Below are 22,030 nucleotides of genomic sequence, written 5' to 3'. Positions count from 1 at the left end.
AAATTTTAGCTACAATGAGAGAATAAAAGCTACGAAAAAGGTGATATTTTGCAGGAAATAATTGAAGCAATAAAACAGTATAATACAATCATTATTCATCGACACGTTCGCCCAGATCCAGACGCCATTGGATCACAAGTAGGATTAAAAGCACTTATTAAGCATTCATTTCCAGAAAAAAATGTCTATGCTGTTGGTGAAGAAGAGGATACATTAACTTTTTTAGCAAGAATGGATACTATTTCTGATGAGCAATATCGAGGCGCACTTGTTATTGTATGTGACACAGCAAATACGGAGCGAATATCTGATGAACGTTATCAATTAGGTAGTAAATGGATTAAAATTGATCATCACCCCAATACGGATGAATACGGTGATATACAGTGGATAAATATTGGGGCTAGCTCTACAAGTGAAATGATCTATGAATTTTTTATACAAGCAAAGAATCATGGCTTTTCATGTAATCATGAAGCAGCACGTCTTCTTTATGCAGGCATAGTAGGAGACACGGGTAGATTTTTATATCCGAGCACATCGAAAAAAACGTTCCAATATGCTGCAGAACTAGTAACCTATTCATTTGATCGCACAGCATTATATGATGGAATATATAATGTGAAAGCGAATATAGCGAAGTTACGTGGCTATATTTTGCAAAACTTTACATTATCTCCATCAGGTATGTCTTCTGTTAAGCTAACAAAACAAATTTTAGAAGAATTTCAAGTACAACCAACCGATACAGGTCAATTGGTAACAGCTTTAGGAGATGTTGAAGGAATTTGTGCATGGGTAATATTTATTGAAGAGGATGAGATCATCCGAGTTCGCTTGCGGTCGAAGGGACCTGTTATTAATGAGTTAGCCGCTAAATTTAATGGTGGAGGTCATCCCATGGCATCGGGCGCTTCTGTAAGTACGTGGGAGGAAGCGGATAGACTAGTACGTGAATTAGATGAAATATGTGTAACATATAATAACGCATAAAAAACGAGCCGAAAGTACCGGCTCGTTTATTCATCGTAAGTAATTAACTACTTTTTCTATTGGAGTTCGGGATAAACCAGCAACCTGAATTTGTGTTGTCATAAATGACGTCCAAGTGTTCCTTCTCAATATCACGTTTTATTAAGCGAATGAGCTCATGTGATTCAGCATAAGCGGAATGGCCCTCTTTTAGTCGAGCTATTTTTTCATCACGCATCCGTCTATGATTCATTACCAACATGAAAATCCACTCCTTTCATCTTAAGCAGTATATGAAAGTTAATCGCAAATGTTCTTTTCTTATTTTTATTTTAAACAAAAAATAACGATATTACCATAAATTTTCAAATATTTCATAAAACGTTCACATTAGTTAGCAAGATCTGCTTTAACGGTTATTTTAATATGTTTGGATATAACTAGCTTTGTTATTGTAAAGTTGTAGGTAAACTCGTCTACAGTATAGGCTTTGTTTTCAATGGTGGATACAAGTAATTTTTCACTTTCTGCGATAAGAGAAAGATCCTTTCCGTAAATATGTTTTAACTCGGTTTTTACCATCTCTTCTAAATTATCAATAATAAGTCGATCCAAAGGCAACTCATCTGTATTTTCAATGGTTAACGATACGGACTCAATAGTTACCGCCTTCTGCGATTTTTCGCTTAACTCATCGTTATCTTCTAATAAGGATTCGTTTTGATTTTGTAAATCATTTATTTTACTGCGAAATTGATTGTTTTCCTCAAGTAATGATTCATACATCGATCCATACATATAAAGAAGGGTACAGTAGGCAATTACACCACCGATCATTACTCCAACAAAAAAACGCTGCCAAGTTACTTTTTTATGATAAGGAGGGATATGCATCAATTAATTTCCTCCTGAATAAGCCAATTTAACAAAAGTATCGCTGTTTTCACGCCACCCATTGCGGAAAGAATAAATAATGCCTGTTTTACTAAATCCATGGTTGATCCATCATAGATACCCTTTTCAAAATTCGCAATTGCATCAAAGGTTCCACCAATCGCAGCTACTATTGCCCAAATACGTAAACGGTTAGCAATTCGACCAATATCATATATTGGTGCATCTCCAGTGACAAATGCACCGATACTTCCAATAATTGATCCACCAATTATGACACCAAAAGCAATAAAGTAACAATGTATAAACGTCTCAAAAAATCGTTCTTCCATAAGAACGCACTCCTCGTGAGCCATGTTAGTTCCATTGTATGATTAATAAGGACAGGTTATGCTTTTGAATCAGCTTTTCCGTATGCATGTTCTATCTAGATTGGTATAATAAGAAGTAGAGATTTTAAAGGACGGGATACGATGTCGTTTACACATTTACAAGTACGTAGCAGCTATAGTTTGCTGGACAGTACGATTACAATCGAAAAATTAGTGAAAAAAGCTATTGAGTTAGAGTATGATGCTTTAGCACTTACGGATTATCAGGTGCTGTACGGAGCAATTGATTTTTATAGGCAATGCAAAGCGTATGGGATCAAGCCTATCATAGGGATGATTATCACAGTGAGAGGCGAGAAAAATAATGATAAAGAACAAGTAACATTATTAGCTAAAAATAATTACGGTTATCAGAACTTAGCTAAGCTAAGTACACACATTCAGAAAAATGGAGAAGGAGGTATTACTATAAATGAGCTATCTCCTTATGTGGCGGACTGCGTTGGTATTCTTTCGATTAATCATTCCTCTATAGCAAAAATACTATCATCAAACCTATATGAGGATATTCATACACTTTTATCAGGATTTATGAACTTGTTTAAGCAAGGAGATTTCTATCTTGGCATCGAAGCTAGTCGCACTGAAATAGACACGGTACTGATTCAAAAAGGAATGGAGTTCAAGGATCAATACTCCATTCCTGTAGTTGCATTAAATGATGTTCGCTATTTAGAGGAGAAAGAAGCCATTGCCTTTGATTGCTTACAAGCGATGAAAATGAATGAAAAGTGGAATGGAAAACAAATAAGTACGCATCTTCAGCATCATCATCTTCGTTCTAAAGTAGAGATGGATCATATATTTATTTCCTGGCCAGAAGTATTGACAGAAACGGAAAACATAAAAGCCAAATGTGACGTTAACTTTCAATTTAATCAACGTCATCTTCCATCTTTTCCACTTCCAAATGGGAATGAGGATGCACATGAGTTTTTAGAAAAGTTATGCTGGAAGGCAGTAAACTCTAAATATACCTTGCTAACAGATGAACTACGTAGTCGGTTAACCTATGAACTACGTGTCATTGAATCTATGCAGTTTAGTGATTATTTTCTTATTGTGGCAGATTTCATTCGTTTCGCTAAACAAAATAATATTTTTGTTGGACCAGGTAGGGGATCTGCTGCAGGCTCATTAGTCGCTTATATTCTGGGGATTACGGAGATAGATCCGATAGAATATGACCTTCTATTTGAACGTTTTCTAAATCCAGAGCGCATGACCATGCCGGATATCGATATAGATTTTTCTGATACTAGACGCGACGAAGTGTTGATGTACATTCGTGAGAAATACGGGCATGATCATGTGGCTCAGATCATAACATTTGGAACCTATGCAGCTCGTTCATTGCTGAGGGAGCTCATAAAGACAATGGATATCAATCAACAGGATGCATCCTTCATTTTGCGACATATTCCAGTTCAGTCAAAGAAAAGTATTGTTCACATTGTTAACGAATCAAAGGAATTAAAAGAGTATGTAAAGGGATCTGAACAATTAAAAGTGCTGTTTACCGTTGCAACAACATTAGAGGGAATTCCTAGGCATATTTCGACACATGCTGCTGGAATTGTCATAACACAGGATCCGCTTGTAGAGTATATTCCTTTAGCAACAAGCGGGTCAGATATCTGGCTAACTCAATTTCCAATGAATGATTTAGAGGATATAGGATTATTAAAAATTGATTTACTAGGGCTACGAAATTTAACATTAATGGAGCGTGTTAATAGAACGATAAATTACTCGAAAAATAAAACAATTCATCTGAACGAAATCCCTGCTGATGATCAGGAAACATTTGCTTTGCTTAAAGAGGGGAAAACCAATGGTGTATTTCAGCTTGAATCCCAAGGGATGAAACAAGTACTTCGCGAATTACAACCATCAACATTTGAGGATATCGTAGCTGTTAACGCACTATATCGGCCTGGTCCGATGGAATATATTCCGACATATATAAAACGAAAACATCAGCAAGAAGCTATTGTTTATCCACATCCTGATCTTGCTTCCATTTTGGTTAAAACTTACGGAGTCCTTGTTTATCAAGAGCAAATTATGCAAATTGCTAGTAAGATTGCTGGTTTTTCTCTAGGGGAAGCTGATATATTACGTAGAGCAGTAAGTAAAAAACAGGAATCGGTAATGGAGGAACAAAAAGGGAAATTCATTGATGGCTGTATTGGAAATGGCTATGATCTATCTGTTGCTGAAGAGCTATTCGCTTGGATTGTTAAATTTTCTAATTATGGATTTAATCGCAGTCATGCAGTAGCATATAGTAAAATAACTTATCAATTAGCTTATTTAAAAACACATTTTCCTGCTGCTTTTTTTGCTGAACTCTTAAGCTCTTCCGTTAATCAACATGACAAACTACAAACGTATGTAAGGGAAATGAAGGAGTTACAATTAACGCTGTTACCACCATCTATCAATAAAAGCTACGGGCGTTATTCGGTAGAAGGGGATTGTATTCGCATAGGCCTTCTTCAAATCAAAGGTATTGGGAAGCAAGTAGTACATGAGATTGTCCAAGCCCGCAAAGAACGTCCATTTAAGAATCTTTTTGATTTTTGTTTACGTATTTCATTAAAGACAGTGAACAGACAAACAATTGAACTTTTGGTTATGTCAGGCGCAATGGATGAATTCCATGGCAACCGAGCTAGCTTGATGGCAACTATTGATCAAGCAATAGAACAAGGTGAGCTCTTTAAAGAGTTTCAAGGACAGCCTCGTTTATTCGATGATCAAATAGAATTAGAAGGTGAGTATGTACTAATTGAAGACTTTACGCAAATAAAAAAGCTAGCAGATGAAAAAGAATTACTAGGTATCTATGTCTCTGATCATCCATTAACTTCGTACAGAAAACAGTTACAGCGAAGTGGCTATATAAGGCTAGCACATGCACGTAAGTTAATTGGAAAAAGAAACGTAAAGAGTGCGGCTGTTATTCAACAAATTAAAACGATTCGGACAAAGCGTGGAGACCCAATGGCTTTTCTTACATTAGGAGATGAAACAGATGAAATGGAGGCAGTGGTCTTCCCAGATTTATATCGTCAAATTAATCGGTGGTTGAAGGAAGAGTTGCTTGTTATTATGGAAGGGAAAATAGAATCTCGAAATCAACGAATACAATGGTTACTCTCATCAGTAGAGCTGTTATCGGAGGAGGTGCTATACAAATTAACAACAGGTAGGCTGTTTATAAAAATTTCTGGGAATAGTAGTGAGTCGGAATTAAAAAAGATCAAGCAAATAGCGAATCATAACCCTGGTAATACGCCAATCATTATTTTTCAGGAAGATACAAGAAGGACATATCAGCTTTCTGAGGAATATTTCATTCATCCAAATAGAGAAAGCATCAAAAACTTGGAAACATACTTTGGAAAAGAATCTGTTGTGTTCGATTCAGACAAACAATAATCATTACTTTACAGACACGAACCATCTGTTATAATGGAGAGGTTAAGGGTGGTCAGACCACTATAAGCATCGAAGGTAATTAGTATTTTTTCTGCGAAAGGGAGCGATTAGTAAAGATGGCAAGCTTAAGAGATAAAGCGTTGCACTTGCATAAAGTAAATAAAGGTAAACTAACGACACAATCAAAGATACCAGTTACCAATGCAAAGGAGTTGAGTCTAGCATATTCTCCTGGAGTAGCTGAACCTTGTAAGGAAATTCATGACCATAAGGAAACGGTTTATGATTATACAATGAAGGGGAATATGGTTGCGGTTGTCAGTGATGGCTCAGCGGTGTTAGGACTTGGAAATATTGGGCCAGAGGCAGCACTTCCAGTAATGGAAGGGAAGTCTGTCTTATTTAAAAGCTTTGCTGGTGTAGATTCCTTTCCTATTTGCTTGGCTACCCAAAATGTAGAAGAAATTGTAAATGCTGTAAAGCTGATGGAGCCTACATTTGGTGGAGTGAATCTAGAGGATATAGCAGCACCAAATTGTTTTATCATTGAAGAGCGTCTTAAAAAGGAAACAAATATACCTATATTCCACGATGATCAGCATGGGACTGCTATTGTAACTGTTGCAGGATTAATCAATGCACTTAAATTAGTCGGTAAGTCTTTTTCGGATATTAAAGTTGTAGCAAACGGAGCTGGAGCAGCTGGGATTGCAATTATTAAATTATTATATAGCTTTGGCGTACGTGATATGGTTATGTGTGACTCTAGAGGTGCCATATTTGAGGGACGTTCATATGGTATGAACGACGTGAAAGAAAAAGTGGCAAAATATACGAATCAGGCTAAAAAAGAAGGTAGTCTTGAAGAAATGCTTGATGGTGCTGACGTATTTATTGGTGTATCCGTAGGTGGTGCACTAACGAAGGAAATGGTAGGGAAAATGAATGATGATTCGATTATATTTGCGATGGCAAACCCTGATCCTGAAATCATGCCGGAGTTGGCTAAGGAAGCTGGCGCAAAGGTGATTGGGACTGGCCGTTCTGACTTTCCGAACCAAGTTAATAATGTACTTGCCTTTCCTGGGATCTTTCGTGGTGCATTGGATGTCCGAGCTACTAGAATTAACGAACGTATGAAGGTTGCAGCAGCAAATGCTATTGCTTCGCTAATTTCAGAAAGTGAGTTAAATGAGGACTATGTAATTCCTGCTCCATTTGATGCTAGAGTTGCGCCTATCGTCGCCAAAAGTGTCGCACTTGCCGCAATGGAATCAGGTGTGGCTAGAATAGAAGTTGATCCAGAAGACGTAGCGGAGAAAACGAGAAGATTAACACAGATTGATGAAAAATGATGTGTTAAAAGGAGTGAGTCATGGCTGTGTCCATGCCATCAAAACAAAAAGTATATCACGGTGTATTAACCGAGATTCGACACTTTATTAATAGTAATAATTTACAACCAGGAGACAAGCTTCCTTCGGAAAGAGAGCTTGCTGAAAAGCTCCAAGCCGGAAGGTCTTCCATACGTGAGGCATTACGCGCAATGGAACTACTAGGTTTAATTGAGACACGGCATGGTGAGGGTACTTATTTAAGTGCTTATCGTTCTTATCAGACGGTTGAATTGCTCTCTTCTTTTATATTACAAGGAGATCAAATAAAGGTTGAATTATTACTTACTATTCGAATATTAGAAAAAGAGGCAGCAAAACTTGCTTTTGATAGGATACATGAAACAGAAATCAAAGCGTTGAAAACGATTATAACTAGTGATGAACGAAAGCCAAACGATAGGCACGCTGCTTTTTTTAGTTATATCTTTGAAAGAACAGATAATTTGTTATTTACGAAGGTATGGCGTTTAATGTATGAATTTGCTATCACCGTAGAGGATGTTTATACGAGTTCCATATTTTATCAAGAACTCATTCAGCTGTACGTTAAACGAGATTTTAATTCGATTGAAACGTTATTCGACGCTTTAGCTGATAAATAAAGGTTTTTAGACGGCGGATTATGACAATTTTTTTAATTTGAGTTCGCTATACTATATATTATAGGGTTTCATTCTTGCTGTCTTTAAGGCACCAGGCTTTGTTGCTCGTATGCCATGGTTTTGTTGAAAAAAGGAGGAATTGCCTTGCTTAAGGATTTTTTTGGCAAGCGAAGAAAATACGCATCCATTCCTAGCGAACAAGCAAAAGCAGATGTTCCAGAAGGGCTAATGCAAAAATGTAACGGATGTCATAAAATATATTATCGAAAAGAAATGAATAAGAATTTACAAGTTTGTCCAAATTGTGGGTATCATCACCCCTTACAAGCTTGGGATCGTATCGATACATTATTTGATGAAAACAGCTTTGAAGAATGGGATAATGATCTTATTACGAGTAACCCACTTCAGTTTCCTGGTTATGAAGAAAAAGTGGTAAAAGATCGTAAAAAAACAGGTTTAAATGAGGGTGTCGTTACAGGAAAAGGTACAATTGAAGGACAAGCTACAGCGTTTGCTGTCATGGATTCGACTTTTCGAATGGGAAGTATGGGATCTGTAATCGGTGAAAAAATTGCAAGAGCATTAGAAAACGCAAAGAATGAAGGACTGCCCTTTATTATATTTACTGCATCTGGTGGAGCGAGGATGCAGGAAGGTTTATTAAGCTTAATGCAAATGACAAAGACTTCTATTGCCGTGAAACGTTTTAGCGATGCAGGTGGGTTTATGGTTTCTGTCATGACGCATCCTACAACTGGCGGAGTATCTGCAAGTTTTGCATCAATAGGTGATTATAATATCGCAGAACCTGGAGCGTTAATCGGATTTGCAGGTAGACGAATTATTGAACAAACAATTAGGGAAAAATTACCAGAAGATTTTCAGACTGCTGAGTTTCAATTAAAGCATGGACAACTCGATAAGGTTGTTCACCGTCAAGAAATGCAGGAACTATTATCAAAGTTGCTTAAGTTTCATCAGAAAGGTGGGGAAGAAGCGTGAAACAAGTTTTAGAATTTGAGAAACCCATCGTTGATTTAAAAGAGAAAATCTCTGAACTTAAGCGATTTACACAGGATAGTGAGATTGATTTATCGGATGAAATTACAACATTAGAGAAAAGGCTAGCTGTATTAGAAAATGATATTTACGGAAACTTAAAACCCTGGGATCGAGTCCAACTTGCAAGACATTCAGAGCGTCCGACTACATTAGACTATGTTCATAAACTGTTCACCGATTTTATTGAATTTCATGGAGATCGGTTATTTGGTGATGATGAGGCAATAATTGCTGGAATAGCATATTATAAAGATAATCCAGTTACTGTTATAGGGCATCAACGTGGGAAAGATACAAAAGAAAATTTACGAAGAAATTTCGGTATGCCACATCCAGAAGGCTACCGTAAGGCATTAAGACATATGAAGCAGGCAGAGAAGTTCGGACGACCAATCATTTGTTTTATAGATACAAAGGGTGCATATCCAGGAAAAGCTGCTGAAGAAAGAGGCCAAAGTGAGGCGATAGCCCGTAATCTAATGGAAATGGCAGGCTTAAGAGTCCCCATCGTATGTGTGGTTATTGGCGAAGGAGGCAGCGGTGGTGCCCTTGCCTTAGGAGTTGGTGATGAGATACATATGCTGGAAAACAGTACGTACTCTGTTATATCTCCGGAGGGAGCTGCATCCATCCTGTGGAAAGATTCGGCATATGCTCAGCGTGCAGCTGAATCAATGAAAATTACCGCATATGATTTGAAGAAATTGCAAGTGATTGATAAGATAGTACCTGAGCCTAAAGGTGGAGCACATCGAGATTTAGACCAACAAGCGGCTTATTTGGATGAGGTATTAGAGCAATCGTTGCATACGTTAAGTAAATGCTCTGCAGACACATTGCTTGAGAATAGATGGCAAAAATATAAACAGATCGGTGATTATAATCTGTTATAACTCAAGTGCTGTTCTTTCTTCTTTTAAAGATTGCAAGGCAGTTTGTAAAGTGTTAAGCATATCAGGCGCGTACATTATTTTTAGAGGTTGACATTTTATGTCAACCTCATCTTCGTGTTTTTGATGAAATTCTCTATGTTCTACATGCTTTCAATTGCTATTTTACTAAATTCCAATTATCTTTAAGAGAGGGTATTATTAAACATAGATAAAAAGTTCGACTAGAGGTGAATTGTATTTATGAAAAAAATTGGTGTATTGACTAGTGGTGGAGATGCTCCAGGAATGAATGCAGCCATTCGAGCAGTAGTACGAAAAGCCATTTATCATAATATAGAGGTTTACGGTATTAAATATGGCTATCAAGGATTAATGGAAGGTAATATTGAACGAATGGAAATTGGTTCAGTAGGTGATATTATTCATCGTGGTGGTACAATTCTTTATTCTGCAAGAAGTCAAGAATTTAAAACAGAGGAAGGGCAACAAAAAGGTATTAAGCAGTTGGAGAAATTTGGAATTGAAGGATTAATCATTATAGGCGGTGACGGTAGTTTTCGTGGTGCTCAAAAACTAACCGAAAAAGGCTATCCTTGTATAGGTGTGCCAGGAACCATTGATAATGACATTGCTGGAACTGATTTTACCATTGGTTTCGATACAGCACTTAATACTGTCATCGAGGCTATTGATAAGATACGTGATACAGCTACTTCGCATGAACGAACATATATTATAGAAGTGATGGGAAGAGATGCAGGAGATCTTGCACTCTGGGCTGGCTTAGCAGATGGTGCCGAGAGTATTCTTATCCCTGAAAAACAAGAAGATTTTAATATGGTTATAGAAAAGCTAAGGCGTGGGCATAAGCGTGGTAAGAAGCATAGTATAATTGTGCTCGCTGAAGGTGTTGGAAGTGGTTTTGAGTATGGTAAACGTATTGAAAAAGCAACAGATCTTGATACGCGTGTTACCGTATTGGGACATATTCAGCGTGGCGGATCACCAACTGCTTCAGATCGAGTCTTAGCTAGCAGACTAGGAGCAAAAGCGGTAGATCTGTTGCTGCAAGGAAAAGCTGGAAGAATGGTAGGAATTAAAAATAATTCTTTAGTAGATCATGACATCATTACGACATTGAACGAAGAACATACCATTAATGATGAGATGTACAAGCTGTCACAAGAATTATCTATATAGTTTAGTTGTTTTTTCGGATGGTAACGAATTGTAATTTATTTTCACTCAACATATTTTTATTGACGTATAGACGATAAAAGAACTGCCGTTAGCACCGTTTCTCTAAGGGAATGAATTCTTTTAAATAAGTGTTACTTTATTGGTATTAGCTAAGGAGGAAGCAAGAAATGAGAAATACAAAGATTGTATGTACGATTGGACCCGCTTCGGAATCAATCGACAAATTAGAAAAACTGATTGAAGCAGGTATGAATGTTGCTAGGTTAAACTTTTCGCATGGTGATTTTGAAGAGCATGGTGCTCGTATACGTAATATTCGTAAGGCTGCCGAAAAAACAGGGAAAACAGTAGGTATACTATTAGATACAAAAGGGCCAGAAATTCGTACAGGGAACTTTAAAGATGGAAAGGCAGAGCTTGTTCAAGGTAATGATGTATATGTTTCCATGAAAGAAGTTGAAGGTACTGCTGAGCGTTTTTCTATTACGTATCCGGGATTAATAAATGATGTACACGAAGGTTCTAAGATACTATTAGATGACGGTCTTATTGAACTAGAGGTTACCGATGTTGATAAAGCGAACCAAGAATTAAAGACGACAGCCTTAAATTCTGGACTAATAAAAAATAAAAAAGGGGTAAACGTGCCAAATGTATCCGTAAACCTTCCAGGCATTACTGAAAAGGATGCTAAGGATATTGAGTTCGGTATTGAACAAAATGTCGATTTCATTGCCGCATCATTTGTCAGACGTCCATCTGATATATTAGAAATTAAAGAGCTTTTAGAAAAACATCATGCTACACATATACAAATTATCCCTAAAATTGAAAATCAAGAAGGTGTTGATAATATCGACAGTATTCTTGAAGTGAGCGATGGACTAATGGTTGCACGTGGAGATTTGGGAGTAGAAATTCCTGCTGAAGATGTGCCGTTAGTACAGAAAAAATTAATTAAACAATGTAATACAGCAGGTAAACCAGTGATTACAGCAACGCAAATGTTAGATTCTATGCAACGAAATCCACGTCCCACAAGAGCAGAGGCATCTGATGTTGCAAATGCTATATTCGATGGTACGGACGCAATTATGTTATCAGGAGAAACCGCTGCTGGTGATTATCCAGTTGAATCGGTACAAACAATGAGCAATATTGCAATAAAAGCAGAAACTGGTTTAGATCATCATTCTATTTTACGAGATCGATCCAAACACGTTGATATGACAATCACAGATGCTATTAGTCAGTCGGTTACGCATACGGCAATGAATTTGTCTGTTAGTTCCATTATTACACCAACAGAGAGTGGGCATACCGCACGCATGATTTCCAAATATCGTCCACAGGTACCAATATTGGCAGTAACCTTCTCAGAAAGGGTAAATCGTCAACTAGCATTGGTCTGGGGAATTCATGCAGTAATGGGTGATCGAGCAAATTCAACGGACGAAATGCTCGATGTCGCAGTTGAGCGTGGATTGCAATCAGGGATTGTTGAACACGGGAATAGAGTAATCATTACAGCTGGAGTTCCCGTTGGTGAAAGTGGTACAACAAATCTGATGAAGGTACACGTGATAGGTGACGTTATCGCAAAGGGACAAGGAATTGGGAGAAAAAGTGCATATGGCAAAGCAGTCGTTGTGAAATCTGCTGAAGAAGCAGTGAAGCAAGTACAAGAAGGAGATATTTTAGTAACATATGGTACAGACAGAGAAATGATGCCAGCAATTGAAAAAGCCAGTGGCATCATAACAGAAGAAGGTGGCTTAACTTCTCATGCGGCTGTTGTTGGTTTAAGCCTTGGTATTCCGGTTGTTGTAGGTGTTAAAAACGTATTTGATGTTATCAAAAATGCAGAAGATATTACAATTGATGGCGCAAAAGGTGATATTTATCAAGGACATACAAGAGTCCTTTAACGAAGAAACAGTGAAAAAGGACGATAATCCTTTTTCACTGTTTACTTTTTTCTTTAATTCGTATCATATTATGACAATACTTTGTAGAGGGAGCTAAATCTATGCGTTGGTTTTTGTTGATAGCGTTTTTATTATCCGCGTTAGAGATAGGTGTATTTATATGGGTTGGTGGTATGATAGGCGCATGGTGGGTTGTTCTATTAATATTACTAACTGGTGCAGTAGGGTTTTTATTAGCGAAGCAACAGGGTATTGAAACATGGAAGCGCGCACAACTTTCTATGCAAAAAGGAGAAGCGCCTACTGGCTACATTATTGATGGCATCTGTATTTTAATTGGTGCTGTTTTATTAGTAACGCCAGGTTTTATATCAGATTTTATTGGGTTTATGTTAGTAATCCCAACAACACGGAGACCGTTTAGGAAAAAGATAGAGCAATTTATAAAACGATTGATTACAAATCGAAAGATAATCTACCGTAGATGGTAATATTAGCCTTTAATAAACTGCAAAATTTCTTGAAATGTACCTGCTTGATGTAATGCATTTATGATGATCAAGAAGACAGGCGCTAGTATAAATCCAACTACGCCCCAAAGCTGTATACCTACAAATAATGTAATTAATGCTGCTAAAGGGTGAAGTCCCATACTTGAAGCAAGGATTTTTGGCTCAATAAACTGACGAATAATAATAATTAAACCATATAGAATAGCTAAACTAATAGTCATAGAATAATTACCAATTAGGAATACGTAGACCATCCAAGGAATAAAGATAATTCCCGAGCCAATATATGGGAGGATGTCCATCATTGCCGAGTAGAGTGCAATTGTAAAAGCATGTTCGATGTTTAATAGTAATAAACCAACATAAACGAGTAAAGCAGTTATCAATACAAGAATACATTGAGCTTTGATATATCCAGATATTGTGCTTTTTAGATGCCTCGCGATATTAGCCATTGGTTGCTTGGCGAAGCTTGGACTCAAATTCTTTAAAAGATGCTTTAGGCTGTCATAATCATTTGTAATTAAAAAAACCGCAAGAAGAATAAAGAGAATGACAGTGATAGAACTAGGTAAGCTAGTAATGAAAGCTGGTATCTTGAAGAGTAGATCTTGTACAAAAGTGGTTCCGCTTGCAGTAAGATTAGTAACAAACTGTTTTATATTTTCACTGATCGCTAATTGTTGAGAAGTGTCTAACATGCGAACATAAGAAATAATTTTCTGATATAATGGTATGATGGTGTTATTAATAAAATCTGTTACGAAGAGACTAATTGTTTGGAAATGCTGTGGTATCTCATCTGCTAAAAATTGTGTGCCTTGTAATAGCTCGGAAAAAATGAATAGTAGAATACCCCCTAGAGTGGCAATGATTATAATCATGATAAAGGTAACTGCTAGCATTCTAGGGAATTTCAGCTTTCTTTCAAGGATTGATACTACTGGATTTATTAGAGCTGATAGAAGTATTGCAATCACTAAAGGGTATAAATATGCAAAGCTTTTCGTAACAACGATGCACAAAACAATGAAGACGATAGCAACAATAAAAAAACGTAATGTTTGAAATAAAATTGGCTTGTACATAATGTAACCTCATTTTTATAGAATTCTAATAGCTTCTTTTAATTACATATGAAATTTTAATGAGGAATAGACGTATAAATTAGTAAAGTCGATGTTCATTGTACAAACGAGCGTTGGTTTTCTTTTTTTCTACATATAACTGACCTTGACTTTAAGCAATCAAGCGATATGTAAGTGGGAATCGACTGCCAGTAAATGTCCGAGTGGTTCAAAGGCCTTTAGGTCATACCTCTTGTGGTAAAACCTTGGGGGGTAAACAAAACCCTAAGGATTGAAGCTTCACTTTATATGAATTTAAATTTGGGGAATATTTATTGAAGTAAATCCATTTTTTGCAAGAAATACGTGGTTCTTGTAAAATTTATTGGTAAAATTAATCGGTTTCAATTCACATTAGATTCATAATACTTTATAATTATCCATGGGGATAATTATAATTTTGTAAGAATATTGTCGAAAAAAAGATAATATCCTGAATAATTAATAAAGGAGAGGGTTTGTTATGACAGCAACAACGAAAGGCCTTGAAGGAGTTGTAGCAACTCAATCGTCAATTAGTTCTATCATAGATGACCAGCTGACATATGTTGGATATAAGATTGATGATTTAGCCGAGAATTCGAGCTTTGAAGAGATCATTTACCTGTTATGGAATCAAAAACTTCCAACAAAAGCTGAATTAGATGCTATGAAAAAAGAGCTTGCTGCAAATATGGAATTGCCTGATGCAGTACTTAATCATCTACGATCCTATGATCTTTCTTCTGTTCACCCAATGGCAGCGCTGCGAACTGCTATTTCTTTATTAGGGCTTTATGATGAAGAGGCAGATGTCATGGAGAGGGAAGTCAATAAGAAGAAAGCAATCCGTATACAAGCGAAAATCTCTACAATTGTTACTGCTTTTGCAAGAATTCGTCAGGGTAAAGACCCTATTAAGCCAAAAAAAGAATATAGTTACTCCGAGAACTTCTTGTATATGCTTAACGGTGTAGAACCAAAAGATGTCGAAGTAGAAGCAATTAATAAAGCATTCGTACTTCATGCAGATCATGAATTGAATGCTTCCACATTTACTGCTCGTGTATGTGTGGCAACGTTATCTGATATCTACTCAGGCGTTACTGCTGCAATAGGTGCTTTAAAAGGCCCACTTCATGGGGGAGCCAATGAAGGTGTTATGAAAATGCTAACAGAAATTGGCGAAGAGGAAAATGCTATACCATATATTAAGAAAAAACTAGAAAGCAAAGAGAAAATCATGGGTATGGGACACCGCGTTTATCGTAATGGTGATCCACGTGCCAAGTTTTTAAAAGAAATGTCAAGACAGCTCACAGAATTAACTGGTCAACCGAAATGGTATAATATGTCCGTTAAAATTGAAGATTACATTAAAGAGCATAAAGGGCTTCCTGCAAACGTAGATTTCTATTCGGCTTCTGTATACCACAGCTTGGGAATAGACCACGACTTATTTACACCGATATTTGCCATAAGCCGTGTTTCGGGATGGTTAGCTCATATTCTTGAACAATACGATAATAACCGATTAATTCGCCCTCGTGCTGACTACATTGGTCCAAAATCGCCCGAATATGTAGCTATAGACAAACGCTAATATCGTGTTTATTAGCGTAATCTTTATGCCGTTATGAGGGGAAAGAAACAACATCACTACTAGTTTGGTAGCAAGCAAAGATTTTCACATAAGTAAATCTTTGCTAAACTATAGATGCAGAATGAATTATAGGAGGTAACGATTGCTATGACACAAGGGGAAAAAATTATTGTAGAAAATGGAAAAATGAATGTTCCAGATACACCGATTGTACCGTTTATTGAAGGGGATGGTACTGGTCCGGATATTTGGGCTGCTGCTAGTAAAGTAATTGAAGCTGCGGTTGAGAAAGCTTACAATGGAACGAAAAAAATTGAATGGTTAGAAGTTTATGCTGGTCAAAAAGCCTATGACAAAACAGGTGAGTGGTTACCAAAGGATACACTTGATAAAATTAATGAATATAAGATTGCGATTAAAGGTCCGCTTACAACACCGATTGGTGGAGGAATTCGTTCTCTTAATGTAGCGCTTCGTCAAGAATTAGATCTATTTACTTGCTTACGCCCAGTTCGTTATTTTGAAGGTGTTCCGTCACCAGTTAAACGTCCAGAAGATGTGGACATGGTAATTTTCCGTGAAAATACGGAGGACATCTACGCTGGAATTGAATGGCAAAAAGGCTCGGATGAAGTTAAGAAAGTGATTAAGTTTCTAAAAAATGAAATGAACGTTTCTAATATCCGATTCCCGGAAACTTCTGGTATTGGAGTAAAACCAGTTTCTGAAGAAGGTACAAAACGACTTGTACGCTCAAGTATTCAATACGCATTAAATGAAGGGCGTAAAAGTGTTACTTTAGTACATAAAGGTAACATCATGAAGTTTACAGAAGGTGCATTTAAAGCTTGGGGCTATGAAGTAGCAGAAGAAGAGTTTGGTGATAAAGTATTTACATGGGCAGAGTATGATCGAATTGTTGAAAAAGAAGGAAAAGATGCAGCTAACAAAGCGCAAGATGATGCATTAGCAGCTGGTAAAATTTTAGTTAAAGATGCAATCGCTGATATTTTCCTACAACAAATTCTTACTCGTCCAAATGAGTTTGATGTTGTAGCGACAATGAACTTAAATGGGGACTACATTTCAGATGCACTTGCTGCACAAGTAGGTGGAATTGGTATAGCACCAGGCGCTAATATTAATTACGATACAGGTCATGCTATTTTTGAAGCTACTCATGGTACAGCTCCTAAATATGCAGGGTTAGATAAAGTAAATCCGTCATCTGTTATTTTATCAGCTGTTCTTATGTTAGAGCATTTAGGATGGAGAGAAGCAGCTGATCTTATTACAAATGCAATGGATAAAACAATTGCTTCTAAAGTGGTAACCTATGATTTTGCTCGCTTGATGGATGGTGCAACAGAGGTTAAATGTTCAGAATTTGGTAACGAACTTATTAAAAACATGGACTAATACACAAAGGGGATTTTTTAAATGGCTATAAAGAGAAGTAAGATATCTGTAATTGGCTCAGGCTTTACAGGGGCAACTACTGCTTTAATGCTAGCTCAAAAAGAACTAGGAGATATAGTCCTTGTTGATATTCCAAACATGGAAGACCCAACAAAAGGAAAAGCCCTTGATATGCTAGAAGCTAGTCCTGTACAGGGCTTTGATGCTTCCATTAGTGGAACATCAAATTATGAAGATACAAAAGACTCTGACCTGATAATCATTACAGCTGGAATTGCTAGAAAACCAGGTATGAGCCGTGATGATTTAGTTAATACAAATGCTAAAATCATGAAATCCGTTGCAAAAGAAGTTGTTAACTATTCGCCTGAAACGTATATTGTAGTGTTAACAAATCCTGTTGATGCCATGACTTATACAATTTTTAAAGAATCTGGTCTTCCAAAAGAACGTGTTATTGGTCAGTCTGGTGTACTTGATACAGCAAGGTTCCGTACATTTGTTGCCCAAGAACTTAATTTATCGGTTAAAGATGTTACTGGATTTGTGTTAGGTGGACACGGTGATGACATGGTGCCATTAATTCGTTATTCCTATGCAGGTGGAATTCCATTAGAAAAGCTAATTTCGAAGGATCGCTTAGATGCAATTGTGGAACGTACACGTAAAGGCGGGGGAGAAATTGTCAGTCTATTAGGGAATGGAAGTGCCTATTATGCTCCTGCTGCATCATTAACAGTTATGGCCGAGGCTATTCTGAAGGATCAGCGTCGCGTTCTTCCAGCAATTGCATATTTAGAAGGTGAATACGGCTATTCTGATATTTACCTAGGGGTTCCTACTGTGCTAGGCGGAAAAGGAATTGAAGAGATCATTGAGTTAGACTTAACAGATGAAGAGAAAGCAGCTTTAGATAAATCAGCTGACTCTGTTAAAAATGTTTTAAACATATTAGATTAATTATTGTATATATAAAGAGCACAATCTTAGGATACAAAGTTATACTGAATGCTCCCTCTAAGTAGACAGATTAAAAAATACAATCTGACACTTGGAGGGTGTTTTATTATTCCCCTTTTTCGACATAGTGATGATTACTGCCAAAGCATGGATACAATGGTCCGTTAATCAAAGCCGAGCCGACCTACGAATTGCGGAAAACAGCACGAATTTGCAGGTTTATGCAACTACAATAATTTTGCTTAGTCACGTAGCTAGACCCCGCTGCCCCATACTTCCGTTTGCGATGCGATGATTGAATAAGGATTATTTCGGCTTTAGATATTACTCTGTTTAGCTATGTTTCTTAATGGCTCTTCGCTCGTTTTATCTGTAAAAAGTGGTAATATAGCTGAGTTTTTGTTATAATAGAAAGCGCTTACATTACGGGGGTGTAGTTATGCTAGGTAAGAAACGACCATTAGGAAAAGAATTAAATGAAATTCAAGTGGGAGATACTTACTCAGAAACGAAAAAAATGGATGATAGGGACTTATTATTATATTTAGGTTTAACAGGTGATGCAAACCCTTTGTATCTTCAACATGATTATGCATCATTAACTGCTTATGAAAAGCCGATTGTACCATCTGTTATGTTATTTGGCATGGTCTCATCATTAGTATCTATGTCTCTTCCGGGACCTGGTAGCCACATTACACAACATGAAATGACTTTTCCTGCTCCAGTTTACCATAGTACAACAGTAGCTTTTACGTTAGAAGTAATTGCAATCGATTACCAGAACAAGCAAGTTGCTATGAGTGTGACTGGAACGAATCATGAAAATGAGATTGTCGTTCGCGGTAAGCTGTATGTAAGTCCAGCTTGTAAACCTAATTCATTGACTGCAAAATCATTAGAAAACTTTTTTTAATAATTTCTAATGTTAGGAAATACTATTCTAAAGAGGGGTAGTATTTCTTTTTGATTTTGTAAAAAATAATTTACAAACTCCTAACTTGTTCACATTAACTACTATTCATTGTAAGATGAAAGGTGTACCAAATATTCTACTTGCGAACAGAAACGGGGACTGTACATGAACGAGAAAATCTTAATTGTCGATGATGAAAAGTCGATTGTTACATTACTAAACTTTAATATTGGAAAAGCAGGCTTTATTACCGATGTTGCCTATGATGGAGCAGAGGCTGTAAAGAAAGCTGAAGGAAATGATTATGATTTAATTGTTCTAGACCTTATGCTTCCTGAAATGGATGGAATGGAAGTTTGTAGGTATTTGCGTAACAATAAAATAGATACACCAATCTTAATGTTAACTGCAAAGGATGAAGAGTTTGATAAGGTGCTCGGACTTGAGCTTGGCGCTGATGATTACTTAACAAAGCCTTTTAGTCCGAAGGAAGTAATAGCACGAATAAAAGCGATATTAAGAAGATCGAATAAAGTAGAGAAATCAAATTTTTCTTATATACAAATTGGAGATTTGACAGTCTATCCTGAGAGATACGAGGCAGAAATGAATGATAAAGTAATTACATTTACGCGAAAGGAGTTTGAACTCCTTTACTATCTGGCGAAAAATAAAGGGAAAGTCATCTCTAGAGATCAACTGCTTAGCGGTGTTTGGGATTATGATTTTGTTGGTGATACGCGAATTGTGGATGTTCATGTTTCTCATCTTCGCGATAAAATAGAACCAGATTCTAAAAAACCTGTTTATATTAAAACGGTAAGGGGTCTGGGGTATAAAATGGAGGACCCTAGTTAATGCAATTTTTATTTAGGAAGCCAATTTTTGGTTATGTTATCGGAATCTTTATGGTTGTTGCGATAACAGGAATTTTATTAAGCGTATTACTAGGAAACTATGTTACGCTAACTGCAGTGTTATTCATTCAATTTATAATATTATTACTGTTTTTACTTCATTTTCATGAAAGATTTATAAAACCAATTAAAAAAGCAACGAAGACTGTGGATGAGATTGTTAAAGGTAATTACCGTGCTAGATTTCATCACCCAAGTGGAGACAGTATTGGTATGTTAAGTAATAAGATCAATTCGTTAGCGCGGAACTTAAGCGAATTATCTATTCAAGAACAAATGCAGTCTGAACAGCTGTCTACGATTATAGAAAATACACAAAGTGGGCTCGTTTTAATTGATTCAAAAGGCTACATCCATTTTGTTAACGGTAAATTTATTTCGTTATTCGGATTAACCGCAAAGGATTATCAAGGTTATTTATATTATGATGTGTTGGACAATGAAATTATCCATGAAACAGTCCAAAAAACCTTCTTATACGAACGAAATGTAAAAGAGGAATTCACGCATTTTAAAGGAATTGATAAGTTTTATATTGAAATCGTTGGTGCTCCTATTTTTAATGATCGAAATATGCTAAAAGGAGCTGTGTTAGTTTTATACGATATTACAGAAATGAAGAAGCTTGAATTAATGCGTAAGGATTTTGTAGCAAACGTATCCCATGAGTTAAAAACGCCGATCACTTCTATTAAAGGATTCGCTGAAACGCTTTTGGATAACTCCATGCCACATTCAGAAGATAACAAGGAATTTCTAGAAATTATTTATAAAGAAAGTCATCGCCTCCAGCTGTTAATAGAGGATTTACTAATACTTTCGAGGCTGGAGAAAGAAAATTTTCAATTGGTTTTAACGACATTTAATGTGAAGGAGCTCGTTCGAGAAGTTAAGCTAATTGTAGAACATAAGATGAAAAAAAAGGACCTATCATTTTCTGTTGATGTAGAAGAGGGGTTAGAATTAACTGCAGATATGGAAAAAATAAAACAAATTATGATTAACTTATTAGATAATGCTATTAATTATACCCCCGAAAAAGGTAGAGTTAACTTGGAAGTAAAGCGAAGTGATGACACCGTTAGTATTCAAGTGAAAGATTCTGGAATTGGGATTGAAAAAGATGCACTTCCTCGTATCTTCGAGCGTTTTTACCGGGTAGATAAAGCACGGAGTAGAAATACAGGTGGTACAGGGCTTGGCCTCGCCATCGTTAAACATATTGTTGAGGTTCATGACGGAGACATACAAATAGAAAGCGAACCTGGGCAAGGGACAGCTGTAACTGTGTATTTACCAAAGGTGAGAATAGATGACTAACAGCATACGACAAAAGTAATGAATAAACAATAAAAAACGAACGATAATTAGTTAAAACTAATTATCGTTCGTTTTTTGGTGGTCTAGGAAAGTATAAAATGTGCCGATGTGGATAAATAGGGGCGTGTTGAGCCGCGCCCAGCTCCAGCACCCAGAAACAAGGCGACTTCACGAATCGCCCTAATCTAATTCGGCTCGCAAGCACACCGTGATTCTTTTATCTCCGTTGACTCGCATCATTCGCTACGTTTCTAATCGGGTGCTTGCGCTTTTGTTCTTAGAATAATTAATGAAGCACCTGAAAATGCAATGCTCCTTCAAAAGAAGAACGTTTTTCTGCGCCGATGTATCGCTGCCGAAGCCTTCCTTATCTAGCAGGAACAGCACGAGTTCGAAGCTCCACTTGGTAACGTGTTTTTCTTTACCAAGTTAGCTAAGGCCGTTCCTGCGGAAAGCGAGTATATTTTCATGATGCGTCGGTGATGCT

At 36.8% G+C, this 22,030-nt stretch carries 19 protein-coding genes; 15 read left to right on the top strand and 4 right to left on the bottom strand.

What is annotated here, in order from left to right:
* Positions 1-45 precede the first annotated feature (45 nt).
* Positions 46-993 carry a DHH family phosphoesterase gene (locus tag D9782_RS19240; RefSeq protein ID WP_026681432.1) on the top strand — a complete coding sequence of 316 codons (948 nt, stop codon included), beginning with the start codon at positions 46-48 and terminating at the stop codon, positions 991-993.
* A gap of 43 nt (positions 994-1,036) precedes the next feature.
* Here D9782_RS19240 and D9782_RS19235 read toward each other — a convergent pair whose 3' ends face one another.
* From D9782_RS19235 to D9782_RS19225, 3 genes are all read right to left on the bottom strand, one after another.
* Complete coding sequence (locus D9782_RS19235) at positions 1,037-1,234, bottom strand: YtzJ family protein (RefSeq protein WP_026681431.1); 198 nt, start codon at positions 1,232-1,234, stop codon at positions 1,037-1,039.
* 128 nt (positions 1,235-1,362) lie between these two features.
* A complete protein-coding gene (gene ytrI / locus D9782_RS19230; RefSeq protein ID WP_026681430.1) occupies positions 1,363-1,866 on the bottom strand; it encodes a sporulation membrane protein YtrI in 504 nt (167 codons plus the stop codon).
* Positions 1,866-2,198: a sporulation membrane protein YtrH gene (locus tag D9782_RS19225; RefSeq protein WP_026681429.1), complete on the bottom strand. Its 333-nt coding sequence runs from the start codon at positions 2,196-2,198 to the stop codon at positions 1,866-1,868. The genes ytrI and D9782_RS19225 overlap by 1 nt, the downstream gene beginning before the upstream one ends.
* A gap of 141 nt (positions 2,199-2,339) precedes the next feature.
* Here D9782_RS19225 and dnaE point away from each other — a divergent pair, with 141 nt between their 5' ends.
* The 8 genes from dnaE to D9782_RS19185 all read left to right on the top strand — a co-directional run bounded on the left by dnaE (position 2,340) and on the right by D9782_RS19185 (position 13,281).
* Complete coding sequence (dnaE, locus tag D9782_RS19220; RefSeq protein WP_121605480.1) at positions 2,340-5,705, top strand: DNA polymerase III subunit alpha; 3,366 nt, start codon at positions 2,340-2,342, stop codon at positions 5,703-5,705.
* Between the two features lie 116 nt (positions 5,706-5,821).
* Entirely contained in the window at positions 5,822-7,060 is a 1,239-nt protein-coding gene (locus D9782_RS19215; RefSeq protein WP_121605479.1) for an NADP-dependent malic enzyme, read from the top strand.
* Positions 7,061-7,080: 20 nt separating this feature from the next.
* Complete coding sequence (locus D9782_RS19210) at positions 7,081-7,704, top strand: FadR/GntR family transcriptional regulator (RefSeq protein ID WP_240455756.1); 624 nt, start codon at positions 7,081-7,083, stop codon at positions 7,702-7,704.
* Positions 7,705-7,848: 144 nt separating this feature from the next.
* The gene (gene accD / locus D9782_RS19205) at positions 7,849-8,709 is read left to right on the top strand and encodes an acetyl-CoA carboxylase, carboxyltransferase subunit beta (protein ID WP_026681425.1); all 861 of its coding nucleotides are present in this window, start codon (positions 7,849-7,851) and stop codon (positions 8,707-8,709) included.
* On the top strand, positions 8,706-9,662 hold the full coding sequence (gene accA / locus D9782_RS19200) for an acetyl-CoA carboxylase carboxyl transferase subunit alpha (RefSeq protein WP_026681424.1): 957 nt from the start codon (positions 8,706-8,708) through the stop codon (positions 9,660-9,662). The genes accD and accA overlap by 4 nt, the downstream gene beginning before the upstream one ends.
* 240 nt (positions 9,663-9,902) lie before the next feature.
* Positions 9,903-10,862, top strand: a complete 960-nt coding sequence (pfkA, locus tag D9782_RS19195; RefSeq protein WP_026681423.1) for a 6-phosphofructokinase — start codon at positions 9,903-9,905, stop codon at positions 10,860-10,862.
* Between the two features lie 167 nt (positions 10,863-11,029).
* A complete protein-coding gene (gene pyk, locus D9782_RS19190) occupies positions 11,030-12,790 on the top strand; it encodes a pyruvate kinase (protein WP_121605478.1) in 1,761 nt (586 codons plus the stop codon).
* 116 nt (positions 12,791-12,906) lie between these two features.
* Positions 12,907-13,281 (top strand): FxsA family protein, encoded by a 375-nt coding sequence (locus tag D9782_RS19185; RefSeq protein ID WP_371413972.1) that lies wholly within the window; start codon positions 12,907-12,909, stop codon positions 13,279-13,281.
* 2 nt (positions 13,282-13,283) lie between these two features.
* Here the strand turns inward: D9782_RS19185 and ytvI are convergent, their stop codons facing one another.
* Positions 13,284-14,390: a sporulation integral membrane protein YtvI gene (ytvI, locus tag D9782_RS19180; protein WP_026681420.1), complete on the bottom strand. Its 1,107-nt coding sequence runs from the start codon at positions 14,388-14,390 to the stop codon at positions 13,284-13,286.
* 502 nt (positions 14,391-14,892) lie between these two features.
* Between ytvI and citZ the strand changes: the two genes are divergently transcribed.
* From citZ to pnpS, 6 genes are all read left to right on the top strand, one after another.
* Entirely contained in the window at positions 14,893-16,011 is a 1,119-nt protein-coding gene (gene citZ, locus D9782_RS19175) for a citrate synthase (protein ID WP_026681419.1), read from the top strand.
* Positions 16,012-16,158: 147 nt separating this feature from the next.
* Entirely contained in the window at positions 16,159-17,430 is a 1,272-nt protein-coding gene (icd, locus tag D9782_RS19170) for an NADP-dependent isocitrate dehydrogenase (RefSeq protein ID WP_121605477.1), read from the top strand.
* 21 nt (positions 17,431-17,451) lie between these two features.
* Positions 17,452-18,390 carry a malate dehydrogenase gene (gene mdh, locus D9782_RS19165; protein ID WP_121605476.1) on the top strand — a complete coding sequence of 313 codons (939 nt, stop codon included), beginning with the start codon at positions 17,452-17,454 and terminating at the stop codon, positions 18,388-18,390.
* Between the two features lie 439 nt (positions 18,391-18,829).
* On the top strand, positions 18,830-19,306 hold the full coding sequence (locus D9782_RS19160; RefSeq protein ID WP_121605475.1) for a MaoC/PaaZ C-terminal domain-containing protein: 477 nt from the start codon (positions 18,830-18,832) through the stop codon (positions 19,304-19,306).
* Between the two features lie 165 nt (positions 19,307-19,471).
* Positions 19,472-20,164 carry a response regulator transcription factor gene (locus D9782_RS19155; protein WP_026681415.1) on the top strand — a complete coding sequence of 231 codons (693 nt, stop codon included), beginning with the start codon at positions 19,472-19,474 and terminating at the stop codon, positions 20,162-20,164.
* On the top strand, positions 20,164-21,543 hold the full coding sequence (gene pnpS / locus D9782_RS19150) for a two-component system histidine kinase PnpS (protein WP_121605474.1): 1,380 nt from the start codon (positions 20,164-20,166) through the stop codon (positions 21,541-21,543). The genes D9782_RS19155 and pnpS overlap by 1 nt, the downstream gene beginning before the upstream one ends.
* Positions 21,544-22,030 lie beyond the last annotated feature (487 nt).

Source organism: Virgibacillus sp. Bac332 (assembly GCF_003667785.1).
In the GTDB taxonomy this organism is placed as follows: domain Bacteria; phylum Bacillota; class Bacilli; order Bacillales; family Amphibacillaceae; genus Virgibacillus; species Virgibacillus salarius.
This window is presented reverse-complemented; position numbering and strand designations above follow the sequence as displayed.

Bases quoted from the DNA above. Each gene is read 5' to 3' on its own strand.
- D9782_RS19235 (WP_026681431.1), bottom strand. From the start codon at position 1,234: ATGTTGGTAATGAATCATAGACGGATGCGTGATGAAAAAATAGCTCGA.
- ytrI (WP_026681430.1), bottom strand. From the start codon at position 1,866: ATGCATATCCCTCCTTATCATAAAAAAGTAACTTGGCAGCGTTTTTTT.
- D9782_RS19225 (WP_026681429.1), bottom strand. From the start codon at position 2,198: ATGGAAGAACGATTTTTTGAGACGTTTATACATTGTTACTTTATTGCT.
- dnaE (WP_121605480.1), top strand. From the start codon at position 2,340: ATGTCGTTTACACATTTACAAGTACGTAGCAGCTATAGTTTGCTGGAC.
- D9782_RS19215 (WP_121605479.1), top strand. From the start codon at position 5,822: ATGGCAAGCTTAAGAGATAAAGCGTTGCACTTGCATAAAGTAAATAAA.
- D9782_RS19210 (WP_240455756.1), top strand. From the start codon at position 7,081: ATGGCTGTGTCCATGCCATCAAAACAAAAAGTATATCACGGTGTATTA.
- pfkA (WP_026681423.1), top strand. From the start codon at position 9,903: ATGAAAAAAATTGGTGTATTGACTAGTGGTGGAGATGCTCCAGGAATG.
- pyk (WP_121605478.1), top strand. From the start codon at position 11,030: ATGAGAAATACAAAGATTGTATGTACGATTGGACCCGCTTCGGAATCA.
- ytvI (WP_026681420.1), bottom strand. From the start codon at position 14,390: ATGTACAAGCCAATTTTATTTCAAACATTACGTTTTTTTATTGTTGCT.
- citZ (WP_026681419.1), top strand. From the start codon at position 14,893: ATGACAGCAACAACGAAAGGCCTTGAAGGAGTTGTAGCAACTCAATCG.
- icd (WP_121605477.1), top strand. From the start codon at position 16,159: ATGACACAAGGGGAAAAAATTATTGTAGAAAATGGAAAAATGAATGTT.
- mdh (WP_121605476.1), top strand. From the start codon at position 17,452: ATGGCTATAAAGAGAAGTAAGATATCTGTAATTGGCTCAGGCTTTACA.
- D9782_RS19160 (WP_121605475.1), top strand. From the start codon at position 18,830: ATGCTAGGTAAGAAACGACCATTAGGAAAAGAATTAAATGAAATTCAA.
- D9782_RS19155 (WP_026681415.1), top strand. From the start codon at position 19,472: ATGAACGAGAAAATCTTAATTGTCGATGATGAAAAGTCGATTGTTACA.
- pnpS (WP_121605474.1), top strand. From the start codon at position 20,164: ATGCAATTTTTATTTAGGAAGCCAATTTTTGGTTATGTTATCGGAATC.